The following is a 24,491-nucleotide window of genomic DNA, read 5'->3' as shown; positions in this document are numbered from 1 at the left end:
CGAGGCTCCTTAACCGGCGATATAACTTTGTTCACGCAGACGCGCCAATTTATAGCGCAAGGTGCGTGGGCTGATTCCGAGGATTTCCGCCGCTTCCTTCTTTGAACGACCTGCGCGCAATGCATCGCTAATCACACGACGCTCCTGATCACGCATATACCCATCTAACACACCATTAGTTTCGCAAGACGGAAGATCAGCAATATTGCGACTAGCTAATTCAAAGCGCTCATCAAAATCACTGATAAAGCTCAAGCCTGTTTCAAACTGTACGTCGCGCTCACTAATCGTTTCTTGCTGGCGAAGAATCAGGGCGCGCTGAATGACGTTATCAAGTTCCCTGACATTACCAGGCCAAGCGTAGGCAAATAGTTTTTGAATTGCTTCGTCTGTCAGCATCGCAGCGGGATCACGCACACTGCTATCTCGACTTAAGAAATGATGTGCCAATGGCAGAATGTCGCGGCGACGTTCCGCCAAACTCGGCACCAACAAGGGAAAAACATTTAAACGATAAAACAAATCTTCTCTGAATTCGCCCTCGCGAACCGCACAGCGCACGTCCCGGTTGCTGGTCGCAATAACCCGCACATCGAGTTTTAAGGTCTTGCGGCTACCCAAGCGCTCAAGCTCGCGCTCCTGCAATACCCGCAATAGTTTGCTCTGCAAGCCAAGATCCATCTCGGAAATTTCGTCCAACAACAGTGTGCCGCCCTGAGCCTGTTCAAACTTACCGGTGTGACTATTGATCGCACCGGTGAACGCGCCCTTTTCATAGCCAAACAACATGGCTTCTAACATATTCTCTGGAATTGCCGCACAGTTTAAGGCGACAAAAGGCGCCTCAGCGCGGCGAGACTGGCTGTGAATAAAGCGCGCGTAAACTTCCTTACCCGCACCACTCTGACCACTAATCAATACCGTCGCATCCGTTCTGGCAACGCGAGTCGCCAGCTCCTTGACAGCAATCGAGGCCTGATCGGCGACTATTAAATCAGCCATTAGCACGACCTCCCATTTCCATTTTGTTATGCGCGGATAGGCTTTTCGCTATTGAAAGCTCAGCAACAAGTCGGCTTGACGCATAGGCTAATTCTTGATGACAGGATTCCAAACAACGGCTCTGATTAATATCGCCATTATTCTGAAAAGATTTATTTTTGTGTTTATCGTTTGTCATCGTCGTAGACCTACATCAGTTACCTGCAGAGACTAAAGCAATGCTCATGCCATTATATTTTTACTATAAAATACAATAACTTATTAACCTTAATCGAAAATACGACGGTTTTTTGGCGGGTGTTTTTTGGCATAAATTTTTAGCGGAATTTATAATTGTTTTAGTATCTAATTTGTCTATACGTATAAACAACTAGACCTTAGAAAGTAAATTTATTGGTATAGCTAATTTACGGAAACAGGCGGAGTAAAAAAACATAGAGTCGTCGCTACATAACCCGCTGACACTAACAGGACATTACCCTTCCCTACCTCAACCAGGTGAAAAAAGGACGGCAATCAACAGGTTATTTCCCTCAACATGAACTTATAACCAGTCCAGTTATTACAGTTTGTATAACCGAATGAAAGGGGACTCTGCTCACAATACTAAATGATATACGAGCTGCATATATGCAAGACGGGAATAGGCGTTAAAAACGGAGGGAGATTGTATTACTGACCCGAACATAAATGTGTTGGGAATTTTCTAACTATTTTAAAAACAGAGCAGCGCTCTGCTGCGCTATCTCGGCAATTTACATAACTCCAAGCTTCTTCATTTTTTCTGCCAGCGTAGTGCGCTGCAAACCGAGCAGCTGTGCCGCGCGGGTTATTACGCCCTCTTCCTTGCGCAGCGCTTCAGTGATAAACCACTGCTCGATATCCTGTAGATAGGATTTTAAGTCAATACCTTCGGCAGGCAGCGGCGGTTTGCTGCTGTCGCCCACCGACAGAGCCACTTCGAAATCCGCCTCACAGGGGCGTGACATCAGTGACGTAATTAAGACGTCTTGATCTTCGCGCTCATCTTCAACCGTTAGATCAACCATTCCCATGGTGCGGAACTGCTTAGGTAGATCATTCATACCTATCAGTTTGCCAGCGTGAGTAATGGCTAGGCGCTCCATTAAGTTCTCGAGCTCGCGAATATTGCCAGGCCAGCCATACAATTTTAGGGCGCGCATCGCGCTTGAAGAGAAGCGCGGCGTACGCATACCTTTGGCTTCTAATTTTTCCATAAAGATCGACATCAATGTTGCCACGTCTTCGGTGTGCTCTCTTAGCGCCGGTACCTCGATGGGGAATACATCTAAACGATAAAATAAATCCTGACGGAAGGTGCCCGCCTCGACCATTTGTTCAAGGTTGCGGTGAGTCGCAGCCAAAATACGGACATTGCATTTTTTGGTTTCGTTGCTTCCAACCCGCTCAAAGCAGCGCTCTTGCAATACCCGCAGCAGCTTAACCTGCATAGGTAGGCTCATATCGCCGATTTCGTCTAGAAACAATGTGCCGCCCTCTGCGAGCTCAAAACGGCCCTGGCGCGTAGCTATGGCGCCAGTGAAAGCACCCTTTTCGTGACCAAACAGCTCACTTTCTAACAGGTCGGCTGGAATAGCACCACAGTTAACCGGGATAAAGGCTTTTCCTGCCCGTGAAGATGCTTCATGAATACGACGGGCTACAACTTCTTTGCCGCTACCAGATTCGCCACGAATTAGTACTAAAGTGTCAAAGCTCGATACCTGAGAAATCAACTCATCAAGATCGCGCATTGCTTTTGACTCCAAGGACTTTTTGGCAATTAAATCATAACCATCTGAGATTAATTTTTTATTCTGTTGCATTGAAATCTCACTCATTCAATGAAAGTAGCGCACAACAGTTGTACCTATATATTCGTTTGTTGTGACGGCTTAGATAACGATGAGGAAATCTCGCCACATCGCCAATAGGGCTATTGTGCAGAATTTACGGGAGGGAAGAGAATACGTGAATGTCCTAGGTTCTATAACGCGATACGACACAAACTAGAGTGGGTAGCTTGTGCAGATCCTAGGTATTGCTTAAATAACGTCCTACATTGCGGATATTGCGGCAGGACTGATTGGCCTCGTGAGCCAAGCTACCACGTTGGCGATACAGCATTTCACTCACAAGCTGATCAACGGCTAGAATATTTTCTATTGCACTGGCAACATCACTGCTCTCTGCTGGGGAGCAAGGCGTTGCAAAAAACTCATCCATAAGCACTCGGCGCCGTCGCTGCTCGCTAAGTGCGGCCAGCCAGTCATTGCTCTCTGCCAGCTCTCTTATATACTCGGTAAGCTCCACAAGCGCTTGTAGGCTGTGCTGTCTAGCGGTCAATGCGGTGCTTATATTTGCTATATTATTCATTAGTCACCTTAGAGATGCCCCACCCGCAGTCTGCGCACCGCGGACAGAGCAAAAACCTACACCTAAAAGAAATACCGTTACATTGTGAGCGCCGCTAAACTCTCGCCCTTGCCACTATTTTGTAAACCGTCGGGAATGGCATCCCATGCTTCTTTCAATTCACGTAACAAGGACGAGACTTCGTCTAAACCGGTAACGTCGTTATTGATGTTTGCCAGCAAGAGACGACGATTCATATAGTCGTATAAGCTCTCTAAGTTATCGCTCATTTTAGCGTCAATATTATGATCTAAGCTCATTCGCAAACCGTCGATGATAGACATAGTACGATTTACTGCATTTATCTTCTGAGGCACTTCGTGGCGCTGCATATGACCTTTGGCAATTGCAAGCCGATCAAGCGCACCATCCATTAACAGTTGAATTAAGCGGTGTGGACTCGCCGCCGACACCCTAGATTGGGCCCCTACTGATGCGTATGCTTGAGTCGCTCTACCTGCTGAATAACTCATATTCTTTCCTCTTGATAAGCCCCTTTGCTTATCCTAATTGACGACTTTTCAGCGGATTTCTTTAGTCTTTTATCAAGGTACTTATACGTATAAAGACGGCCTATTTACCATTTTTAAACACAGTACCCGGCAAGTTTGCCAGCTGCTGAGTGAGAAAGTCGCCGGTTGAATTAAGCTGCCCCAGCAGGCTATCTAGTGCGCTAAACTGAGCTTGGTAGCGGGCTTCGATTCCCACGATACGGGCATCCAAGGCTTCTCTTTGCTCGTTAATCCGCTTGACCTGACTGGTAAGGCCGTCAGTACGATTCGTTAAAATGCCGCCGCTTGCAGTGAGGTCGCCAATTAAACTATCGAGACGAACTGCATAGCCAGATTCGCTAGAAAATATTCCGCTTAATTTGTCAAAATCGGAGGCGACGACCTCAGCAAACACCGTGGTGTCGATAACCAACTTGTTCTTATCGCCGGTGGTGATGCCTATTTCCGCTAGCGAGTCGAGCTCAGTTCCCAAGCCGCTCACTATCGTTCCCATTTCTTGGCGCAATTGATTGGCTACGCTGCGCGTTGCTGAATCGCCCTGCAATAATCCCGCGGTTTTAGATTCTGGGTTGTAGGCAGTCAGGTCATTTATGGTGGTCATCAGGGTATTATAATTGTTTACAAAACCCTCAATCGCACTCTTAACCGATTTAGTATCTACTTGCACTTTAAGGCTAAAGCTTTCACCTGGCACTGCTTTTTTGAGGTCTAAACTTACGCCTTCGATCATGCCTTCAATTTTGGTATCCGCGCTGGTTTTGGTGAAACCGTCAACGATGACAATAGAATCTAAGGCCTCTGCTTTCTCAACCATTGAACTAACTTGTGAACCTAGATTGGTATCGTAGGCGAGCTGGCTCAAGTCACCACTAGCTCCGGCGGTGACAGAAATATTAATAGCATTCTCAACACCGGTTTTTGTGGAGGAAAATACCAAGTGGGCGCCGTCTTGATCATTAATAATTGACGCGCTTACACCACTGTTCCCCGCTGCGGAATTTACCGCGTCACGTATTTCCGCCAAGCTATCCGCACCCTCGGCGACAGCGACTGAAAATGATTCACCATTGATAGTGAAGTTTAACTCGCCACTGCCGACACTGGTGGCGCTATCGGTATACGCTTGCGACGCTATTTTATGGCTTGTCGCCAATTGTTCTACTTTAACTGAATAGGTGCCAGGCGCTGCTGTTGCGGTGGTCGTTGCGGAAAACACCGTGGGATCGCCAACGGTCGCACTACGCTTGGTAAAGCTTTCAGGGTTTTTAAGTGTACTGAGGCTAGCTTTGAAGTTTGTTAGGGCAGATTTAAGGGACCCAAACGCCGATAGACGCGCCTGAATTAATGATTCCTTGGAGTTTAATCGTGTTTCCACTGGGCTGCGTTCGGCAGCAACAAGCTGTGAGACGATACTATTAATATCGAGCCCTGAACCAATTCCCGATGCGGTTAAAGATGCCATATCATTTACCTACCCGCTTTTAGCAACAATATATTATGAAGAGATACTGCCGCTTCGCTATAATCACATGTACTTACTAACATGCAATATAAGCTGCTTTGTGTTTTAAAAAGCCTTAAGCTCAAATCTACATGTCCTATTCGGCTTTACTATGCAGATATCACGCCAATCAGGCTTGGTCTTCAATTAAGCTGCCCGTCCCCTCAATAAAAACCCGCGCAATATTGAGAAGCTCCTCCGGTGGTATCTGCCGAATGACTTCGCCAGACTCAGCGTGAATTACTTTCAAAATTGTACGTCCCGTGTCTTCATCTATCGAAAACTCTAGGTCTCGCTCGCGATCTTTAAGTATTTCATTGAGCTTTGCTACCGCTTGTTCGGTACGCTCTATATTGCCCGGCGAGCTCAATTCCGTCGCCAAGGCCGCCGCCATACGACTCATCTCTGAGGACTGATTCGCCTCGGAGCTTTTATCTGCGGTCGGCTTATTAGCAGCAGAGAGCGGCAATTTGGCGCCGACATCTGCGCCCTTGGGCAAAGAACTGCCGCCCTGAAACTGACTAGACGCGGCCGCTACCTGACCAACAGTCATCGTACTGTTCGCCGTTCTAACAGGCGCTTTGACTAAGCTACTCGCGACTGCTTGGGTATGTAAACTAGTATCCATAACGTAACCTTTCACCCTTTCAAACAGCTATTCGGAAAACACGAATAGGGCCTATTGGCCCTTAAGTCTCTCCCTTTAACTCCCTTTCCGGGCCGAAAATCCCGCGCTCACTGAGCGCGGGAAGTCATCGGGTTGTTGCTTATTGCAGCAGACTTAAGGCAGCCTGTGGAAGCGAGTTAGCCTGGGCTAGGATGGCGGTGCCAGCCTGTTGCAGGATTTGCGCTTTAGTCAGGTTTGCCGTTTCAGCAGCGAAGTCAGCGTCCAGAATCCGACCACGTGATGCAGACAGGTTTTCAGAGATTGTCTGCAAGTTAGTGATCGTTGATTCAAAGCGGTTTTGAACTGCACCGAACTCGCTGCGCAGTGTACTTACCGAATTAAGCGCTGAGTCGATACGCTGTATCGCGTCATTCGAGTTTGCTACCGAAGATACTGATACCGAAGACAAAGTCGTTGTGTCTTTAGCAACGGTGCCGTCAGCTACCCCGATGGTAGTGCCGCCTACAACTGTGATGGTGTCTGAAGATGACAAGGTCACTGAGCCGTAGCTTGTGTCGTCACCCACACCGCCAACTGCACTAGTTTCGTCAAGGGCAATTTCACGACCATCTGCGGAGGTGAAGATAACATCTGTACCCGATACCGAAGCTGTTACACCAGTTTCAACCGATTTCTGGTTAACTGTGTTGACGAAGGAGTTGATATCAACAGCGGTAGATACGTCAGTGGCTGCGTCGAACACGTCTACACCGTTGATGGTCAGGGCGTATGTATTACCAGACGCGCCACCGATAGCGCTGAAGGCTAGAGTGCTCTCGTTGGTTGCCGTTGCGCTCAAGCCAAATACACCGGCTGAGTTAATCGCATCGGCTTTAGCGAATGCGCTCGCTGCGGTTTGGCCAGCGCCATTACCTGCTGTAGACGCGTCGATTACCACTGCATCACCATCTCCCACTGCAATACTCAAGGTATTGGCTGGAAGTGCATCTGATGTAGCTATACCAGTTGCGCTAGCAATCTGACCGATCTGGTTAGATTTAACACCTGTGGCTAAGTTAACGCTGATGGTTTCACCGACGTTGGCACCTACTTGGAAGCTGGCGCTGCCGAAGCTACCGTCGAGAAGTTTGGTTCCGTTAAAGGAAGTTTGGCTGCCGATACGGTCGATCTCAGCTAGACGTTGCTGTACTTCTGAGTCCAGTGCCGCGCGGTCTGAGGCAGAGTATGTTGAGTTAGCTGACTGAACCGCTAGCTCGCGAATACGCTGTAAGTTGTTAGTAATTTCGTCGATGGCCGCTTCACCAGTTTGGGCTAGTGAGATACCGTCGTTGGCATTACGAACCGCTTGGTTCAAACCGTTGATTTGGGTTGTGAAGCGTGTAGTGATCGCCAAACCAGCCGCATCATCTTTCGCGCTATTGATACGCAGGCCAGTAGAAAGGCGCTGCAATGAAGTGTTCAATGTTTCTTGCGACTTTTGCAGGTTACGCTGTGCATTCAGTGACGCAACATTGGTGTTGATACTTAGGGCCATGGTAAATCTCCTTTCCACTCTATGCGGTATAAAGACTAAGTGTCTTTGATTAAGCACCAGCCCGATTGGCTGTATTTTGCTTTCACCCCATATAACGGAGATTTCAGGGAGATCTTTAAGTTTATTTAGTAAGTAGATGTACGCACTTGGATCCGTAATGCCCTTCGTAAATCAAGGATTTATGCGGTTTTCGCCGGAAAAATCGCACGCTTTAGCAATATCGACCTAAGATTTTAAAACTAAAATTAAAGTGCTATTAAAAGTTGCTTGAGGAAGAGTACAAAGGAAGGGAAGTATTTGATGCCAGCTCGAATCCTTCGAACCAGCATCGAGGGTTTAGATGTAATTAAATAACGATAAGCCCTGGGTCTTAGCAAATGCCTGTTGGGCAGCCTGCAATGCCGCCTGCTGCTGGCTAAATCTAGAGATTGCTTCAGCGTAGTCTAAATCGTTAATCAAACTCAGGTTTTCAGATATTTGCAAACTGGCACCTGAATTTATATCAGTTTGACGCTGCAAGGACTCCATTCTCGCGCCAATACTGGACTGCTTCTGTATAAGATGGTCAATGGCACGGTCAAAACTGCTAAGGGCAGTGTTTATTTCATTGTGCTGATCGGCTCGTTCAGTCGGGTTTTTACGTGGCGTTTCTAGAGACAGCGCTAGCGCCTCGACCATAGAAAACAGATCTTGCCGCTTTGAGGGCGCAAGCGTGAATTCATCTCCTGCTGCCGGCGTGCCTTTTATACTCACCGACATACCCGCGACTTGGATGTCGCCACCACTGAGGTAGTCGCCGGAATCGATAACCGCACCGCCACTATCCAAAATATCGTATTGGGTTTCACTATTAAAACGAACACTCACCGTGTCGTGGCTGAATGCTTGGACGTTTGCAACGCTGCCAGCATTAATAATGCCGGTTCCGGTATTGCCATCGGCGGCACTGGCGATAAATTGGCCATTGCCGTTGAGAATACTCATATACACATCAGAGCCGGGATCACCGTCCGCCATGCGACGTGAGGGTCCAATCTGCAATTGGCGCTGGCCATCGTCTCCGTTGTAGCTATAGCCATTAGCGGTTTTTGAGAATGGTGCACTGCCCTCTTGGTATCCCGCAAAAATGAAATGGCCGCTACTGTCTTTGGTATTGGCATATGCCAGTAAATTATCTAATTGCTGGCGGAGCTCAGAGGCTATGGATAGGCGCGACTCGTTACTCTGGGAATCATTATTCGCTTGGACCGTCAGCTCACGGATACGCTGAACGACGTCGATACTGCTGCCGACCACACTTTCTTCAAGACGCAGACGACTGTCTAGTAATTCCGAATTGCGCATATATTGTTCAGTTTGTTCCTGCGCGCGGCTTAGTTCCAAACTCCGCACCGCACCGACTGGGTCATCGGAAGGTGTGAGAATACGCTTGCCAGTCGACAGCTGCTGCTGCGTCGCCGCCAGCTTTGATTGCTGGTTCAGCATGCTGGTCACGCTGTTGGTATACATTTGACTTGTCGAAATTCTCATCGAATTACTCTCTTTAGCTACAACGCTATGCCGTGCAGACTCGCCGTGTTAAAACGACTTATCGAAATGCACCCATCAGGGCCTGAAACAAATCATTGGCGACGCCGGCGGCCTGAGCTGCGGCTTGATAGGCCTGTTGAAACTTCAATAAATTAGCCGCCTCTTCGTCTAAATTCACACCCGATATTGCCTGCTGATTACTGCGAGTTTGATTAAGCAAATTTTCTTGAGATTGTTGGTTAATCTGCGCACTGCGAGTTGCTACAGCAATATTCCCAACCAAACCATTTACGGTATCTTGAATACTCGCGCTACCGCCATTAAGGACCTTGCTACTTTCTGCCCCCGCCATTTTTAGAAGGTTGCGGTTGTCGCCCAAGGCATTTGTGTTGGCAGCGATCGTGAAGCTATCGCCCGCTTGTGGTGATCCGGTAATCACGACTTTATTGCCGTTGATAGTGATGTCTGAACCCGATGCATAGCTAAAGCTACCTGCACCATTTATCTGGTAAGAGGTTGGCGATAAAAATTGTATGTCAACTGCGTCCAATAGATTCGGATTGCTGCTATCAACGACGTCAGTTTCTGAAATCTTTCCGGAACCAATATTATTTAGGTCAGCGGTACTCCGGGTTGCCGCCGCTGCAGCAATGCCCGCAGGATCAGTCATCACCACTTTTAAGTTCTCAGCTGCGCCGCGTGTTGGACGCAATAGAAACTGATCTCCCACTGCGGCCGCCGACGTTAAGCTGAGCGATACGCCGTCCACCACAAAAGGATCTACCACGCTGCCACTGCCGGTCACACCAGTTAATTCGGCACCACTACTTTCGTCAAAGAAGCGCCAACCGCTGCCGTCTAAACGAATCAAGGTATTGCTGCCATTGAGCGCAGATACATCCGTTATTTGAGCCGTTATTTCAGCACCGCTGGTGTTATTTCTACTACGGAAGACATCAGGATCAGGCACCGAAAATATCGCGCCACCCTGAGCGCCTTTTAAGTCCATACCGGCGCGGTTGATCGTATTTAGCGTATCGGCAATGGCAACAGTGATTCTGCCTAGCTCATTGCGCGTGTCGTTGAGTACGCCATCGCGGAAGCTCAAGGTGCCGCCCAAGCTGCCACCGCGCAGACTACCGCTGATCACCGCCAGACTGCCGCCGACGTCCATTGCGATTTCTGTCCGACCCGGCTCGAAAGGATTGGGCACTGTACGCATAGCAATGGCACGCTCACCCAGCACCAAGGCCTCACCGTTGCCAATAAAGACACTAACACTGCCGTCGGCTTGCTCAACTGACGTCGTGCCAATGAGTTCATTTAACTCTAGCAGCGCTTGGTCGCGTTGATCGAGCAAATCATTGGCATCTGTACCGAACTGCCCCTGTGTTTTACTGATCATTAAATTGATATCAGCTATCTGCTTACTGAGATCATTAATGTCACTTATCGACGCGCTTACGCGGGTATTCACTTCGCGATCCAAGGTGTCCATTTGCGATGACATATCTGCAAAGCGATCACCCAAGCCCTGCGCCTCAGCCAACATCAATTGCCTAGCGGAAATAGATGAAGGGTTGTCGGCAACGTCCTGCAAACTATTATAAAAGCGGGATAAAGACGCACTCAGACCAAGTTCGGTATCCGCCAGTGCGTTATCCACCTGGGTCGTCAATTGGTAAGAGGCATCTGCCTGCGCGAAAGCAGATTGGGAGCTGCGCAGCTGATCCACTGTAAAACTACTGTAAACACGGCTTACCGACGACACTTTGACACCGGAGCCAATAGTTAAATTTCCAGACTGGGAAGGCACACGGGTAGCAAAATCCACTTTCTGACGGCTGTATCCTTCAGTGTCGGCGTTGGCAATATTGTGACTGGTGGTTGCCAAGGCGCGTTGGTAAGACACCAGTCCCGACAAAGCATTACCTAGCATATCACCCATGATTTACCCCTTATTTACTGAACGACTTATCGGCCGTCAGACTAAAATCCTGAATACTTTTCTCAATCCCGCCGAGCTGTTGCAAACGACTACGCAGCGCCGCGCCCTCTCCGCTGAGCGCCTGTGGAGCTTGCTCTGCAGGGCCAACTAATTGCGTCACAATGGCCTCTGCCATACCAATGCCACCTTGATCTGACAGCGTTACCGACAACTGGCTATCGAGCATTTCTTCGTACATACCCACGCTGCTATCACTAAACAATCCGCTTTCCTGAACGCCGGCGCGCATACTCTTTAACATCATTTGCAAAAATAGGGCTTCGAACTGTTTGGCAACCGGCTTGACTGCCTCTTCCGGCGATAACTCAGCATCGCGGCGTAGCGATGCCAAACCGGAGAAGTCGTGATAATTACTCGCTGCCTTAACGTCCATGGTATTTCACCGTCGCCTTTAATAAGCGTCTAAATAACCAGGAGCTCGGCACGCAGTGCACCGGCCTGATCTAAAGCTTCAAGAATGGCCACCAAATCACTTGGCGAAGCCCCGACATTGTTAATTGCCTTAACGATGTCTTCGAGGGTGACGCCAGCATCGAGCAAGAACATCCGCGAACCGCTCTCTTGTACATTGATATCGGATTTTTGCGCTGCTACGGTTTCGCCGCCGCGAGAGAAGGCGCCAGGTTGAGACACCTCAACGCTCTCGGAGATCGATACAGTCAGGGAGCCGTGACTTACGGCCGCTGGCATAACCCGCACATTGCCACCTATAACGATGGTGCCGGTGCGCGAATTAACGACCACACGCGCCCCCGCTTCAGATGGCGTGATTTCTAAACTTTCAAGCATCGAGATAAAGGTCACGCTGCGATCCGCATTGCTTGGACCCAGCACTTTTACTGTCGCTGAATCCATGGCGCTGGCCGTACCTTCACCGAATTTCGCGTTTATTTCTTCTGCCAGGCGTCGCGCCGTGGTGAAGTCAGACTTCTTCAAGTTCAGCATAATTTTACCGTTAGATGACATCATACTCGGCGCCGGGCGCTCGACAATCGCACCGTTTGGTATACGACCAGCACTGGGTATATTCACGGTAACCCGCGACCCGTCTGCGCCAGAAACACCTAATCCACCGACTAAAAGACTACCCTGCGCCACCGCGTAAACTTGACCGTCAGCGCCCATCATTGGCGCCATTAGCAGGCTGCCGCCACGCAAGCTGGCGGCGTTGCCGATAGACGACACAGTGACATCAATTGTCTGACCTGGTTTGGCAAACGCCGGTAAACTCGCGTGCACAGTCACGGCCGCTACGTTTTTTAGCTGTGGGTTAACATTGTCTGGCACACGGACACCAAAGCCGGTCAACATATTGCGAATACTTTGAATGGTGAATGGCGCTTGACTGGTTTGGTCGCCAGTACCACTTAAGCCAACCACTAAGCCGTAACCCACTAACTGGTTCTCACGCACGCCAGCCACATTCACTAAGTCTTTTACGCGCTCAGCCTGCGCGGTAGGAATTTGACAAGACAAAACAAGCGTCGCCGCAATCAGTGCGTTGCGAAGAGATGTTAGTTTAATAAATGCTGACATGACGGTGTACCTCAAAAGGGCGACAGTACGGACTGGAACACCCGCCCCAGCCAACCCATAGAATTTGCATCTGCCAAGGCGCCTTTGCCGCTGTAGGTAATACGCGCATCCGCCACTTTGTAAGATGGCACTGCATTGTCGGCGCCGATATCTTCAGGGCGAACAATGCCTTTTATGCGGATAAATTCTTCACCTTGGTTAATCGTTACCCACTTCTCGCCCCGCACTCGCAGACTGCCATTACGCAGTACTTCAGAGACGGTGACGGTAATACTGCCCGTCAAGCTATTGCTTTGACTGCTTGTGCCCTTACCCGCAAAATCTTGGTCGGATGACACGCCGGAAGATAGAATCGGTACGCCGTTGTGGGTTACGCCACGACCTAACAAGGTCACGGTTGGCACCGAAATATTGCTCTCTTTACCGGTAGCTGTGCTGGAAGATTTAGACGCATCGGTCTTCTCTTCAAGGGTCACGGTGATGATGTCGCCGACTTGGCGGGCGCGACGATCTAGAAACAAACTCATGCCGTAACCAGAACGATAGATCGACCCCATATTGCTGCCGTCATCAACGGCTGCAGCGGGTGCCGCAGATTCATAATCAGCACTTTGATCGCGCGCCGGCGCAGAGGAACAAGCAGACACAAGACTAACTATCGCCACCATCATCAAGGCGCTTAAATGCTGTATGTTTATTGCTATCGTTTTGCTCATATCAGTATTCCGCGATGTCTATAAATAAAGACTATCCTTTCAGCCCATTCGAAAATGGCCGAGAGATACGCTCTTACAAATTATTGTTTACGTACTGCATCATCTGGTCACTGGTCGCGATGGCCTTCGAGTTCATTTCATAGGCGCGCTGGGTTTCAATCATATTCACCAGCTCTTCTACCACGTTAACATTCGAGCCCTCTAAGGCGCCTTGCTGGATAGTACCTAGGCCACTAAGGCCTGGTGTGCCGGTTTGCGGTGCGCCGCTTGAGGCGGACTCCATATATAAGTTCTCACCGCGCGCCTGCAAGCCAGAGGCGTTAACAAAGTCCGCAAGTTGGAAGCTGCCCAATTGCACCGGCGAAGCATTGCCGGCTAATACCGCGCTGATCACCCCATCTGAGCCGACGGTGACGCTCAATGCACCCTGTGGCACGGTGATGCCGGGGTCGACAATATTGCCGGTATTGGTCACTATTTGGCCCTGGTCATCCAATTGAAAGGAGCCATCGCGGGTGTAGGCTGCGGTGCCATCGGGCATTTGTATTTGAAAAAAACCGCGCCCATTAATGGCCACATCCATGGAGTTATTGGTTTGCGTCATAGTGCCTTGTTGAAAGATCTTTTCAGTAGACACCACCCTCACCCCAGTACCCACATGCATGCCACTTGGCGACCGTGTTGACTGCGAGGTTTGTCCGCCCACTTGGCGCATATTCTGGTAAAGCAAATCCTCGAACGATGCACGGTCACGTTTAAAGCCCGTGGTGTTCGCGTTAGCTAGGTTGTTACTGACAACCTGCATTTTAGTTTGCTGAGCATCAAGACCGGTTTTAGCAACCCAAAGTGATGAATTCATAATAACTACCTCTAGTACCTGTTATTCCAAACGCAGCAAACGGCTGCCTGTTTCTGCCATTGAGTCAGCGGCACTCATGACCTTGACTTGCATTTCAAACTGTCTAGCCAATGCGATCATGGTTACCATGGCATCGACTGTATTGACGTTTGACGATTCCAAACTGCCTGAGCTGATTCGAATCTCTGCAGAGGTTTCCGCGACGCCGCCATTGCGCATACGCATCAAACCATCGTCACCTTTTTCAAGGTCGGCCGGTGCCGCGTCTACCAGACGAATTCTATCGACCGTGGCCACTGACTCAGCTCCTTGGCCAAGCGGTACAATCGATACCGTGCCGTCGTCGCCAATCATTAAACTTTCATGCTCTGGAATAGCAACGGGCCCACCATCACCCATCACCGGCTGACCGGCGCCATTCAATAACATGCCGTCTGCGCTAATACGAAAATCACCGCGGCGGCTATAGGCTTCAGTACCGTCGCTGGCCTGCACCGCAAACCAGCCTTTATCACCGCGAATAGATACATCTAAATCTCGGCCGGTGGTTGTCACTACACCGGTTGAAAAATCACTCGCCTGCCCTTCTAACACGGGATTAAAGCGGGTGGCCAAACCTGGACCCTCAATCTGGCGGGAAAGTAAATTTTGAAAGTCACCACGAAAGCCAGCCGTGCTTACGTTCGCCAAGTTATTGGCGTTTACGGCTTGCGCTTGCTGGGTGTTTTTAGCACCCATCATGCCTACAAAAAGTAACTTATCCATAAATCCTCCCGCTCAGTTCGCGTCGTTCAGCGACTATCGGATGTTGATAATGGCTTGTGTCACCGCGTCTGCGGTCGAGATCATTTGCGTATTCGCCTGGAAGTTGCGCTGCGCAGTAATCATTTCAACCAGCTGTGACGTCAGGTCGACGTTAGAGCTTTCCAAGGCGCCAGACTGCAGCAGACCAAAGTTTGATGAACCGGCCTCACCCACCCGTGGGCTGCCAGAGGCAAACGTTTCTGCCCAAGAAGTATCGCCTTGCTGCTGCAAGCCATTGGGATTAGAAAAGCTTGCCATCGCGACTTTGCCCAATTGCTTAGACTGACCGTTGGTAAAACGCGCAGAGACAATACCGGTGTTATCAACTTCAATACCGGTCAAGCGTCCTGTGGTAAAACCATCTTGCTGTAAGTTGTTTACACCAAACTCTTTGCCATATTGTGTAGAGGCGGTGAAGTCGAAACTCAGATCCATGGCTGCCGCACCAGTACCTGGGTCATAGGACGGATAGGTAATAAGGCCTGATGCTGGCGTCTGAAGCTCACCGGCATTACTGAAGTTAACGGTGTTAAAACCGCCTACCGCATTGTTATCAACATACAATTGTTGGTTCCAGGTGTTGGCTGCAGCATCTTTAACAAAGTACAAGGTCGCCGTGTGTTGGGTACCCAAGGAATCGTATACCGTCATCGAGGTCGCGTGGTTATAGCTGGTTGGCAAACTCGGGTCGAAGGGAGTCGCGGCAGGCGTAGGAGCATTGGCCGGTAAATTTACGCCAATCTGGGCGCGCTCTGTGCTTTTAGGTGCATTCTCAGAAACCTGCAACTCCAAATCACTTAAAGAACCGGTCGAAAAGTTACCGTCACCAGAAGGTGGAAACACCTGTAGACGCTCTAAATTGTTGTTTACGACAAAACCGTCGCGATCGACACTGAAGGAACCTGCACGAGTGTAAGTCACGCCGCTAGTCCCTTTCATGGTGAAAAAGCCTTCGCCTGAAATCGCGAGATCTAAATTATTATCGGTAAAGTCGATATTGCCCTGCGAGAACTCCTGAGTAATGGTATTCAAGCGAACACCTGCCCCTGGCGTAGTCTTGGTGACGTCATTATTTGACGTTGCATAAACGTCAGCGAATGCCGCTCGCGAACCTTTAAAACCAGCGGTATTGACGTTGGCAATATTGTTCGCGGTGACATCAAGGTGTGCCGATGCGGCGTTTAATCCACTCAGTGCAATGCGAAAGCTCATGGGCTTACTCCTGGTCTAATGACTTCTGTTATTTGCGAAACGATGCTATTACCGCTCAGCTAATTTCTATAATTTGCGACATGCTAACGCTACCCAAACCCTGGACTTGCACCTGTGGTGTTCCACCCGATGCCGGCACCTTCACACTCAGCACTTCGCTGCGCATTTCGGTAGACACGGCTTCCAAGGTATTGCCATTTAAATAATTAGCGCGAATTTGGTATGTGCCCGGCGGCATACGCTCACCATTCAAACCGACGCCATTCCATTCAAAGGCAACAGTGCCTGCGCGCTGCGGCCCCAAGGGAACTTTGCCAATAACCTCACCCGTCGGCGCCAGAATATCGATATCTAAAGCGGTGGTACTGGTCGCCAAATTAACTTGCCCCTGTACATTGCCACTTGACGGCAGCGCAGCGACATCCGTTTCTACCAGCACGTCTTTGCCGATCAACGACGACGCATCTAGCAGTTGCGCGGAATATAAAGACTGAGTTAAACCCGCTAAATTTGTGTTCATTTCGCTGATGCCACTAACCGAGGTTAGCTGCGCCATTTGGCTAATAAACTCGGTGTTGTCGGTGGGCTTAAACGGATCCTGACTTTTTAATTGCTGAAGCATTAGCTTCATAAAATCATTCTGATCCAGCGACGACGCATCCTTCTTAGCCTTACTTGCCGCAGTCTGTAGTTGCAGGTCTTCTATCGTGCGAAGTTCCATAATTTACGTCCTACTGCTGACCAAGCTGCAAAGCGCGCAGCATGAGAGTTTTAGTGGTAGAGAAAACTTCAGCGTTATTTTGATACGCCCTTGAAGCCGACATCATGTTTGCCATTTCTTCCATCGTGTTCACATTGGAACTGTAGATATAGCCATCCGCATCCGCCTGGGGATGACCCGGTTCGTAGCGTTTTGCCACTGCCGCGTCACTTTGCACGATACCGGTCACTGCAACACCGGCAACTTCGCGCTGCTGGTTCATAACGGTAGAGAAAATGGGTTGCCGAGAGCGGTAAGCGGTATCTTCGCTGCCGCTGACGGTTTCGGCGTTCGCCATATTACTGGCGACCGTATTCAATCTAAGCATTTGCGCATTCATCGCTGATGCGGCGACACTCAAAGGATTAGCCATGACTTATCGTCCTCCTTGTAATACAGACTTCATGCCACTAAAACGGCTGCTCAAAAACGACAGTGTGGCTTGGTAGCGCATCGCGTTGTCCGCGAACTCTGCTTGTTCTAAATGGGTGTCAACCGTGTTCCCATCTTGCGATGGCTGGGTGGGAACACGGTATTGAAGATCCATTGGCAAGCCGTCAGTCGCGGCGCCCATACCTTGTATGTGCCCGCTATTTGTCGTCCGCATTGCTAACTGCATCGAATTACCACTCGCTGCCGACTGTGATAAGACCGCTTTAAAATCTATGTCTTGCGCTTTGTAGCCGGGGGTATCGGCGTTTGCTATATTGGTAGCCAGCACTTCGTTGCGCTTATCGCGCACCTGCAATGCTTGCTCATGTATCCCTAGCGCTTTATCAAAATTTATAGACATTTTTTTAAACCTACTTTTTCTAAAGTTTTTATGGCGGCTGTCGATATAGTTTGTAAGCTTGCCATTTGCCGGCTTTCAACGCCGCGCACTAACGAACAAGGCAAGGCTCGTGCCATATTTTTTTTCCTTTAAAATACAAAGTGTTAAAATCTTCACAACACCGCTTTGCCAAAAAAACGGCGCTCTTTTTCCCGCATAGGCAAAATTCCGGCAGCCGGCATCCTCCGTATAAACCCCTATCTATCAAGCACAGAAAAACCACAACACTGGCATAGGCATTGCAGGTTTTTGGAAAACGACAAAACTTTGACGTGTTTTATGGCTATGAATAAAAAAGGAAAATACATTTATTTTTTACTAGCGAACATTCTGCTGATGTTCACTAGTCAATCGCTTTTCGCCGCCGCGAACGAGAATCACGCGCGAATCGCGGAGACGGCTCGCGCCTATATTGCAGCGCGTCACCCGTGGCAGAAAATGAAGACCAAGATAACGGTGCAAGCTTTAGATCCGCGGACCAAGCTCGCCCAGTGCCCGGCCAAACTTGAGGCTTTTTTATCAACTGGCGCAAAGATTAAACGCCGGACCACCGTTGGCGTGCGATGCAATGGCAACAAGCCATGGAAGATTTACTTGCCAGTGACGGTTGAGGCCTTTGCCAATGTGATGGTTGCCCGTCACCCTATTGCGCCCAACACCACTATTAGCGAGCGCGACATAAGCTGGAGCCAGCGCGATATCTCGGCGCTGGGCTATGGTTACTTACAATCACTTGGCGATCGTGGTGGCTACACTAGCAGACGCAGTATTGCCCAAGGCGCAGTGCTTACCCCAAATATGGTCACTGCCAGCAGCATCGTGAATAAAGGCCAGCGCGTACAGTTAAATAGCAACACGGGACCGGTAAGCGTCAGCATGATGGGAATTGCACTGCAAAATGGCGCCCTGGGCTCGCGAATAATGGTTAAAAACCTCAATTCGGGTAAGCAACTTGAGGGTGTGGTAGCGTCAGAAAATGTTGTATTGCTTAACTAAAGTTTTTGGCACGGCTGCCGATATAAGTAGCGTAAGCCTATTAAATGAGAGGATTCTGACATGGTCGACCGATTAGACGGCTCTTCACTGAGCCAGCTCCGCAAGCTAGAGGGCGGACGCACTGGCGGCAGTAAATCAGAAAGTGTAGCGCCAAATACTGCGGCAAACGTAACCAGCAATCAGCCATCTATAGCGGAAACGCCGCTAATGGAGCGCACCCGCGTGGAAGTGAATAGCAGCGACGGCATTGATCGCCAAAAAGTAGATGCCATTAAAACGGCTATTCGCAACGGCGAATTTAATATCGACGCCCAAAAAGTCGCGGAAGCCTTGGTAAATATGGAAACTCTAACAGGCGCCTAATAACGATGAATGAACTTAGCGATGTACTTCAACATATTCACGATAATGCCAGCGCATTAGAATCGTTGTTAATTAGCGAGGCAGCCAGCTTGAAACTAGCTAACTCCGCTGAACAAATTGAAGCCATTGCCATTCAAAAAATGGACTTAGTTCAAACACTGGATCAGCTCGCCCTGCGCCGTCGCCAGTTACTCGAAGAATCGAGTAGCGCTGCTCAGCACAGCAGTGCACCTGACTGGCAAGAGACACTTGCCATATTGTCTCGCTGCCAAATGTTAAATAATCAGACCGGCGCAGACATCGCCGTGCAAGCTCGCTATAAACAGCGCGCCCTTGAAATTCTCGGCAGCAGCGCACACGGTGACACGCCTCTATACAGCGCCAAGGGCGCGGCACAGTATGCCGGCCCCAAACAGGCTCTGGGCAAAGCTTAGCAATACAGCATTTTACTTGGCGTTAATCCACGTCGAGATCTAGCTCCATGTACAGATGATTGTCCAGAATTTTGTTATAGCTCTTATTTCTTACCCGCACTTTAAATCCCATCTGCTCATACAAGCGCAGCGCATTGCTGTTTTGCTCGGCCACATCCAAGCTGAGATAGCGGTAATGTCCACCGCGCGCTTTAGCCGCCATAAAGTTGATCATTTGCGCAGCGATGCCTTTCCCGCGACAATCCTCACGAACCGCGATATGACAAAGGTATAAACAAGCTTTACGCGGAGCCTTTACTAGCCGAAGCTCAAAAATCAGTCCTTTGACAATACCGCGCAAACCATAGTGACGAAAAATAGCGCGCGCGTTCGCCAAAAATGTGCCACCGTGACTGGACGCATCGAAACTAGCTATACTGCCAACCACATCACCTTCAAGTTCATATACATGGTGGTGGCGGTGACTAAACATTGTTGCACCGTGCGCAAACTCGGCAACCAAGAAATCACCAATCGCCGGACCGTGTTTGCGACTGAATATATATTCAAAAGCGACTGGCCCCGATGAATATATCAGCGGGCCTGCCTGTATGCTGTCGCTACTTTGTGCTATGCGTATAGCCATAAATCATCCCTAACCATTGCCAGTGAATCGCCGTATTTTTAGCATAACCCCATTTTCAACTACTGTTTAAAAAATACCGAACAGTGGTATTAAAATTTTTCTAAAACCTCTATGCTCAAACAACGCTAAGGCAAATTTTCTAACAAATACTGCCACAGCCCTCCGGTATTCAATGTAGAAAATTTGTCACCAGCCTCATTTTACGTATATAGAGAATGGCGATGAGCAGCACTCAGTCTTCACAACTTGTTATCTTTGGCGGTACCGGCGATCTCGCTTTGCGAAAGCTGCAGCCCGCCCTATATAAACTGCAGCGCGAAGGTTTAATAGACGATGTGCGCGCCATCATCGCCCTCGGCCGCGGCGAAAGCAGCGACGAAGAATACCGCGCCGCAGTGAAAGAGAAAATGCGTGAATTTCTGCCTCCCCATTTTTGGGATGAGCAGCACTGGCAAATATTCTCTGCCAAGCTACATTTCATCAGCCTAGACGTAAACAGCCTAAAGGATTACCACAGCTTAGCGGAGGCGATTGACAGGCACCCCGATAGCAAGGCCGTCTTCTATCTGGCGACTTCCTCCACACTTTACAACAGCATTTGTCGTAATTTACACAGCATCGGTGTGGTCAGTGCAGAGTCAAGGGTCGTATTGGAAAAACCCCTTGGCCACGATCTCGCGAGCTGCACAGAGATTAATCACGAAGTCTTGCAGGTCTTCCCTGAGCGAAACATCTTTCGTATCGATCACTACTTAGGCAAAGAAACCGTTCAAAACTTACTGGTACTCCGTTTCGGCAACGCCCTCTTTGGCCCGCTCTGGAATAGCCAATATATCGACAATATTCAAATTACCGTCGCAGAAGATATTGGTGTTGAAGGCCGCGGTGACTTCTATGCTAAAACTGGCGCACTGCGAGATATGGTCCAAAACCATATTCTGCAATTGCTGTGCTTAGTCGCCATGGAACCTCCCGCCAATTTGCGGGCGGATACCATTCGCGATGAAAAAGTAAAGGTACTCCAGGCTCTGCGACCGATCACCGCTGACAATGTAAAAGCTAAAACCGTGCGGGGGCAATATACTGCTGGAGCAGTCAACGCCTCTCCAGTAGCGGCATTTTTAGATGAAACAGGATTTGAAGATAGTAACAACACCGAGACATTTGTTGCCTTGCAAGCCGATGTTCACAATTGGCGATGGGAAGGCACACCCTTCTATCTCCGCACGGGCAAACGTTTAGCGCGACGTTACTCAGAAATTATTGTTGAGTTAAAAAAGCATCCATTCAGCCTGTTTGAGGGAGACCCCAACGACCTGCCGAATAAATTAGTCATACGCTTACAACCAGAGGAAAACATTACCCTGTACAAGGTGAATAAAAAACCGGGGCTCGGCAGACAATTAAAATTAGAACAGGTGGAATTAAATCTGGACGCCGACCTACACGATGAATTACATGCACATGAAGCCTACGAACGATTGCTCTTGGATGTACTGGAAGGCGATCAAACACTGTTTATGCGACGCGATGAAGTAGAAGCCTGCTGGGCCTGGGTAGACAGTATTATCGATGCGTGGCACAACGCCGGTATAAAAACCAAGCCTTACTCGGCAGGAACGATGGGACCAAATGCATCCCTCGCCCTGCCTGAAAAATATGGTAGGAGCTGGCATGAATAAAAAACCAAAATTAATTTTGCTGCCAAATCGCGAGGAAATGGACCAGCTACTCAGCCGCGATATTGCCAATACGCTGCGCACTGCCATACACAATCACGGGCATGCGAGCTTGGCGGTATCGGGTGGGTCAACACCCAAAAATATGCTGAGCCTGCTAGGTAAAGAGAAACTAGATTGGACAGCCGTACACGCATTGCTGGTTGACGAACGCTGGGTAGCTCTTGACCACAGCAATAGCAATGACGCCATGTTGCAGAGTACGCTGCTAAAAGCAGCCACTGGGTGTCATTATCTTCCATTGAAGAACGAGGCCGATAACGCAGTTGATGGCCAGTTTATTCTTGAAGAGCAGCTCGATGAATTAAATTGGCCGCTGAGCATTGTACATCTTGGTATGGGTGACGACGGCCACACCGCCTCATGGTTTCACGATGCCCCGGAATATCAACAGCTGTGCTCAGCGCACACCCAGCATTGCTTTGCCGTGCATCCTGGCGCCGCGCCCTACCCCAGAATTACGTTATCTCCGTCAGCGGTCTTTAACAGCGAAAAAATAGTTATACACATTAGCGGCAAAGCCAAGCGCGATGTACTTGAAGACGCCTTGGCTCAAAACGCCGATTATCCAATTTCTATGGTCTTGCACCAGCAGCAAGTGCCAGTCGACATTTACTGGGCCCCGTAATGACTTCTACCAAGCAAATACCCTTGCATCCGATTGTTGCTAAGGTTACCGAGCGTATTCGCCTGCGCAGTGTCGCTAGCCGCAAAGCCTATCTGAACAAATGCGAAAGCATGAGGCGCAAAGGGACACAGCGCGGACAACTCTCATGCAGCAATTTAGCGCATGGCTTTGCTGCCTGTAGCCAAGACGATAAACAGCGTATTCGCCTTGAAGAGGCTGCTAATATCGGCATTGTCAGCGCTTACAACGACATGCTGTCGGCCCATAAGCCACTGGAAAACTACCCAGACATTATCCGCAAAGCGGTTACTGAGCTCGGCTGCACCGCGCAATTTGCAGGCGGCACACCCGCGATGTGTGACGGCGTCACCCAAGGCGCTGAGGGCATGGAATTAAGCCTATTTAGCCGTGACACCATTGCGATGAGTACCGCCATCGCGCTGACCCACAATATGTTTGATGGCGTTCTGTGCTTAGGTGTATGTGACAAAATTGTCCCAGGATTATTAATGGGCGCCCTCAGTTTTGGCCATTTACCACTGATAATGGTACCCGCCGGCCCGATGTCCACGGGGCTAAGCAATGACGACAAAGCCAACATTCGACAACTGTATGCCGAAGGCAAAGTGGGCCGTGAAGAATTATTAGAGGCCGAGGCCAGCGCCTACCACGGCGAGGGGACGTGCACGTTTTACGGTACGGCAAATAGTAATCAAATGCTGATGGAAGCCATGGGACTACATGTACCAGGCACGGCGTTTGTCCCGCCTAACGGCGCTTTAAGGCAAGAACTCACCCGCACCGCCGCCCAGCAAGTTTGCAAAATTACCGCGCTAACGCCGAATTACACACCCCTATGCGACGTTGTCGATGAACGCAGCTTGGTAAACGCCATTGTCGCGCTATTGGCCACAGGAGGCTCAACCAATCACAGTATTCACTGGATCGCGATTGCAAGGGCAGCCGGCATCATTATCGACTGGCAGGATTATGCCGAGCTGTCTGAAGCCACCCCCCTACTGTGTCGAATTTATCCAAACGGCAAAGCAGATGTGAACCACTTTCACGCCGCCGGCGGCACGGGTTTTGTGATCGCAGAATTAATTGCGGCCGGCCTGCTACATGCCGACGTCAACACAGTTTGGGGTAAGGGCTTACAGCACTACAGCCAAGCGCCAAGCCTTAAAAACGGCGCTATAAGCTGGCAAGCAAGTCCTGAGGTCAGCGCTGATTTAGACGTTCTGCGCCCAATCAATAAACCATTTGATCCACACGGTGGGATGAAATTACTGACGGGCAAACTTGGCCGAAGTATTATCAAAGTGTCAGCTGTAAAGCCTGAACATCGATATATTGAGGCCCCCGCCCTGGTATTTGAGAATCAAGAAGATTTAAAACTCGCCTTTGATAAGGGTGAGCTAGAGCGAGATTTTGTTGCTGTAGTGCGTTTCCAAGGGCCTAAGGCCAACGGAATGCCAGAGCTACACAAACTGACACCTTACCTTGGCATATTGCAGGAGCGCGGATTTAAAGTGGCTCTGGTCACAGATGGTCGTATGTCTGGCGCCTCGGGTAAAATTCCGGCAGCGATCCATCTCTACCCAGAAGCCTTAGCTGGTGGCCCAATTGCAAAAATTCAAGATGGCGACATGCTTATTCTAGATGCGGAAAAAGAGACACTAGAGATATTGCTGTCAGTAGAAGAATTGTCGCAACGCGAGGCGGCTGACTTTCACCCAGCACCGGCAAGTGACAATTACGGCCGCGACCTTTTCGCCGGACTGCGCGCCAATGTCGGCACAGCAGAGGAAGGTGCTGCGACCTTCCTAAACTGAC

25 protein-coding genes are annotated in these 24,491 nt (G+C 49.5%); 6 read left to right on the top strand and 19 right to left on the bottom strand.

From position 1 onward, the window contains the following. Nucleotides 1–9: 9 nt before the first annotated feature. The 18 genes from AAC007_RS11195 to flgB all read right to left on the bottom strand — a co-directional run bounded on the left by AAC007_RS11195 (nucleotide 10) and on the right by flgB (nucleotide 17,831). Entirely contained in the window at nucleotides 10–1,002 is a 993-nt protein-coding gene (locus AAC007_RS11195) for a sigma-54 dependent transcriptional regulator (RefSeq protein WP_339676809.1), read from the bottom strand. A 755-nt stretch (nucleotides 1,003–1,757) separates the two neighbouring features. Beyond that, nucleotides 1,758–2,849 (bottom strand): sigma-54 dependent transcriptional regulator, encoded by a 1,092-nt coding sequence (locus AAC007_RS11190; protein WP_296436463.1) that lies wholly within the window; start codon nucleotides 2,847–2,849, stop codon nucleotides 1,758–1,760. A 208-nt stretch (nucleotides 2,850–3,057) separates the two neighbouring features. Then, nucleotides 3,058–3,399: a flagellar protein FliT gene (fliT, locus tag AAC007_RS11185; protein WP_295872317.1), complete on the bottom strand. Its 342-nt coding sequence runs from the start codon at nucleotides 3,397–3,399 to the stop codon at nucleotides 3,058–3,060. A 77-nt stretch (nucleotides 3,400–3,476) separates the two neighbouring features. After that, complete coding sequence (gene fliS / locus AAC007_RS11180) at nucleotides 3,477–3,911, bottom strand: flagellar export chaperone FliS (protein ID WP_295872318.1); 435 nt, start codon at nucleotides 3,909–3,911, stop codon at nucleotides 3,477–3,479. 100 nt (nucleotides 3,912–4,011) lie between these two features. After that, entirely contained in the window at nucleotides 4,012–5,412 is a 1,401-nt protein-coding gene (gene fliD, locus AAC007_RS11175; protein WP_339676807.1) for a flagellar filament capping protein FliD, read from the bottom strand. A gap of 169 nt (nucleotides 5,413–5,581) precedes the next feature. Continuing rightward, nucleotides 5,582–6,079, bottom strand: a complete 498-nt coding sequence (locus tag AAC007_RS11170) for a flagellar protein FlaG (protein ID WP_339676805.1) — start codon at nucleotides 6,077–6,079, stop codon at nucleotides 5,582–5,584. Between the two features lie 139 nt (nucleotides 6,080–6,218). After that, the gene (locus AAC007_RS11165) at nucleotides 6,219–7,613 is read right to left on the bottom strand and encodes a flagellin (protein ID WP_295872325.1); all 1,395 of its coding nucleotides are present in this window, start codon (nucleotides 7,611–7,613) and stop codon (nucleotides 6,219–6,221) included. 336 nt (nucleotides 7,614–7,949) lie between these two features. Further along, nucleotides 7,950–9,143 (bottom strand): flagellar hook-associated protein FlgL, encoded by a 1,194-nt coding sequence (gene flgL, locus AAC007_RS11160; RefSeq protein ID WP_339676803.1) that lies wholly within the window; start codon nucleotides 9,141–9,143, stop codon nucleotides 7,950–7,952. Between the two features lie 58 nt (nucleotides 9,144–9,201). Continuing rightward, entirely contained in the window at nucleotides 9,202–11,091 is a 1,890-nt protein-coding gene (flgK, locus tag AAC007_RS11155; protein WP_339676801.1) for a flagellar hook-associated protein FlgK, read from the bottom strand. Nucleotides 11,092–11,101: 10 nt separating this feature from the next. Then, entirely contained in the window at nucleotides 11,102–11,524 is a 423-nt protein-coding gene (locus tag AAC007_RS11150; RefSeq protein WP_219043855.1) for a rod-binding protein, read from the bottom strand. Between the two features lie 29 nt (nucleotides 11,525–11,553). Further along, nucleotides 11,554–12,687: a flagellar basal body P-ring protein FlgI gene (locus AAC007_RS11145; RefSeq protein ID WP_339676799.1), complete on the bottom strand. Its 1,134-nt coding sequence runs from the start codon at nucleotides 12,685–12,687 to the stop codon at nucleotides 11,554–11,556. 11 nt (nucleotides 12,688–12,698) lie between these two features. Then, entirely contained in the window at nucleotides 12,699–13,403 is a 705-nt protein-coding gene (flgH, locus tag AAC007_RS11140; protein ID WP_339676797.1) for a flagellar basal body L-ring protein FlgH, read from the bottom strand. Nucleotides 13,404–13,476: 73 nt separating this feature from the next. Then, nucleotides 13,477–14,262: a flagellar basal-body rod protein FlgG gene (gene flgG, locus AAC007_RS11135; protein ID WP_219043857.1), complete on the bottom strand. Its 786-nt coding sequence runs from the start codon at nucleotides 14,260–14,262 to the stop codon at nucleotides 13,477–13,479. Nucleotides 14,263–14,283: 21 nt separating this feature from the next. After that, nucleotides 14,284–15,027 carry a flagellar basal body rod protein FlgF gene (locus tag AAC007_RS11130; protein ID WP_339676794.1) on the bottom strand — a complete coding sequence of 248 codons (744 nt, stop codon included), beginning with the start codon at nucleotides 15,025–15,027 and terminating at the stop codon, nucleotides 14,284–14,286. A gap of 33 nt (nucleotides 15,028–15,060) precedes the next feature. After that, on the bottom strand, nucleotides 15,061–16,278 hold the full coding sequence (gene flgE, locus AAC007_RS11125; RefSeq protein ID WP_339676792.1) for a flagellar hook protein FlgE: 1,218 nt from the start codon (nucleotides 16,276–16,278) through the stop codon (nucleotides 15,061–15,063). A gap of 55 nt (nucleotides 16,279–16,333) precedes the next feature. Further along, complete coding sequence (locus AAC007_RS11120) at nucleotides 16,334–16,999, bottom strand: flagellar hook capping FlgD N-terminal domain-containing protein (RefSeq protein WP_339676790.1); 666 nt, start codon at nucleotides 16,997–16,999, stop codon at nucleotides 16,334–16,336. Between the two features lie 10 nt (nucleotides 17,000–17,009). Further along, complete coding sequence (gene flgC, locus AAC007_RS11115) at nucleotides 17,010–17,411, bottom strand: flagellar basal body rod protein FlgC (RefSeq protein ID WP_219043861.1); 402 nt, start codon at nucleotides 17,409–17,411, stop codon at nucleotides 17,010–17,012. A gap of 3 nt (nucleotides 17,412–17,414) precedes the next feature. Beyond that, on the bottom strand, nucleotides 17,415–17,831 hold the full coding sequence (gene flgB, locus AAC007_RS11110; protein ID WP_339676787.1) for a flagellar basal body rod protein FlgB: 417 nt from the start codon (nucleotides 17,829–17,831) through the stop codon (nucleotides 17,415–17,417). 318 nt (nucleotides 17,832–18,149) lie between these two features. Between flgB and flgA the strand changes: the two genes are divergently transcribed. Genes flgA through flgN form a run of 3 tightly spaced genes read left to right on the top strand, consistent with a single transcriptional unit; the run spans nucleotide 18,150 to nucleotide 19,663 of the window. Beyond that, the gene (gene flgA / locus AAC007_RS11105; protein WP_339676785.1) at nucleotides 18,150–18,866 is read left to right on the top strand and encodes a flagellar basal body P-ring formation chaperone FlgA; all 717 of its coding nucleotides are present in this window, start codon (nucleotides 18,150–18,152) and stop codon (nucleotides 18,864–18,866) included. A gap of 60 nt (nucleotides 18,867–18,926) precedes the next feature. After that, nucleotides 18,927–19,229, top strand: coding sequence for a flagellar biosynthesis anti-sigma factor FlgM (gene flgM / locus AAC007_RS11100; protein WP_219043864.1), 303 nt, complete (start codon nucleotides 18,927–18,929; stop codon nucleotides 19,227–19,229). Between the two features lie 5 nt (nucleotides 19,230–19,234). Beyond that, nucleotides 19,235–19,663 (top strand): flagellar export chaperone FlgN, encoded by a 429-nt coding sequence (flgN, locus tag AAC007_RS11095; RefSeq protein WP_339676781.1) that lies wholly within the window; start codon nucleotides 19,235–19,237, stop codon nucleotides 19,661–19,663. Nucleotides 19,664–19,685: 22 nt separating this feature from the next. Here the strand turns inward: flgN and AAC007_RS11090 are convergent, their stop codons facing one another. Beyond that, on the bottom strand, nucleotides 19,686–20,288 hold the full coding sequence (locus AAC007_RS11090; protein ID WP_339676779.1) for a GNAT family N-acetyltransferase: 603 nt from the start codon (nucleotides 20,286–20,288) through the stop codon (nucleotides 19,686–19,688). Nucleotides 20,289–20,509: 221 nt separating this feature from the next. Here AAC007_RS11090 and zwf point away from each other — a divergent pair, with 221 nt between their 5' ends. Genes zwf through edd form a run of 3 tightly spaced genes read left to right on the top strand, consistent with a single transcriptional unit; the run spans nucleotide 20,510 to nucleotide 24,490 of the window. Then, the gene (gene zwf / locus AAC007_RS11085) at nucleotides 20,510–21,970 is read left to right on the top strand and encodes a glucose-6-phosphate dehydrogenase (protein ID WP_339676777.1); all 1,461 of its coding nucleotides are present in this window, start codon (nucleotides 20,510–20,512) and stop codon (nucleotides 21,968–21,970) included. Beyond that, on the top strand, nucleotides 21,963–22,655 hold the full coding sequence (gene pgl / locus AAC007_RS11080; protein ID WP_339676775.1) for a 6-phosphogluconolactonase: 693 nt from the start codon (nucleotides 21,963–21,965) through the stop codon (nucleotides 22,653–22,655). Before zwf ends, pgl begins: the two co-directional genes overlap by 8 nt. Then, nucleotides 22,655–24,490: a phosphogluconate dehydratase gene (gene edd / locus AAC007_RS11075; protein ID WP_296436451.1), complete on the top strand. Its 1,836-nt coding sequence runs from the start codon at nucleotides 22,655–22,657 to the stop codon at nucleotides 24,488–24,490. The genes pgl and edd overlap by 1 nt, the downstream gene beginning before the upstream one ends. The last annotated feature ends 1 nt before the right edge of the window (nucleotide 24,491 follow it).

Origin of the sequence: uncultured Zhongshania sp., assembly GCF_963975605.1 — a bacterium.
In the GTDB taxonomy this organism is placed as follows: Bacteria; Pseudomonadota; Gammaproteobacteria; order Pseudomonadales; family Spongiibacteraceae; genus Spongiibacter; species Spongiibacter aquimaris.
Note: the sequence above shows the minus strand (reverse complement) of the source record. Positions and strands in the feature narration are given on the sequence as shown.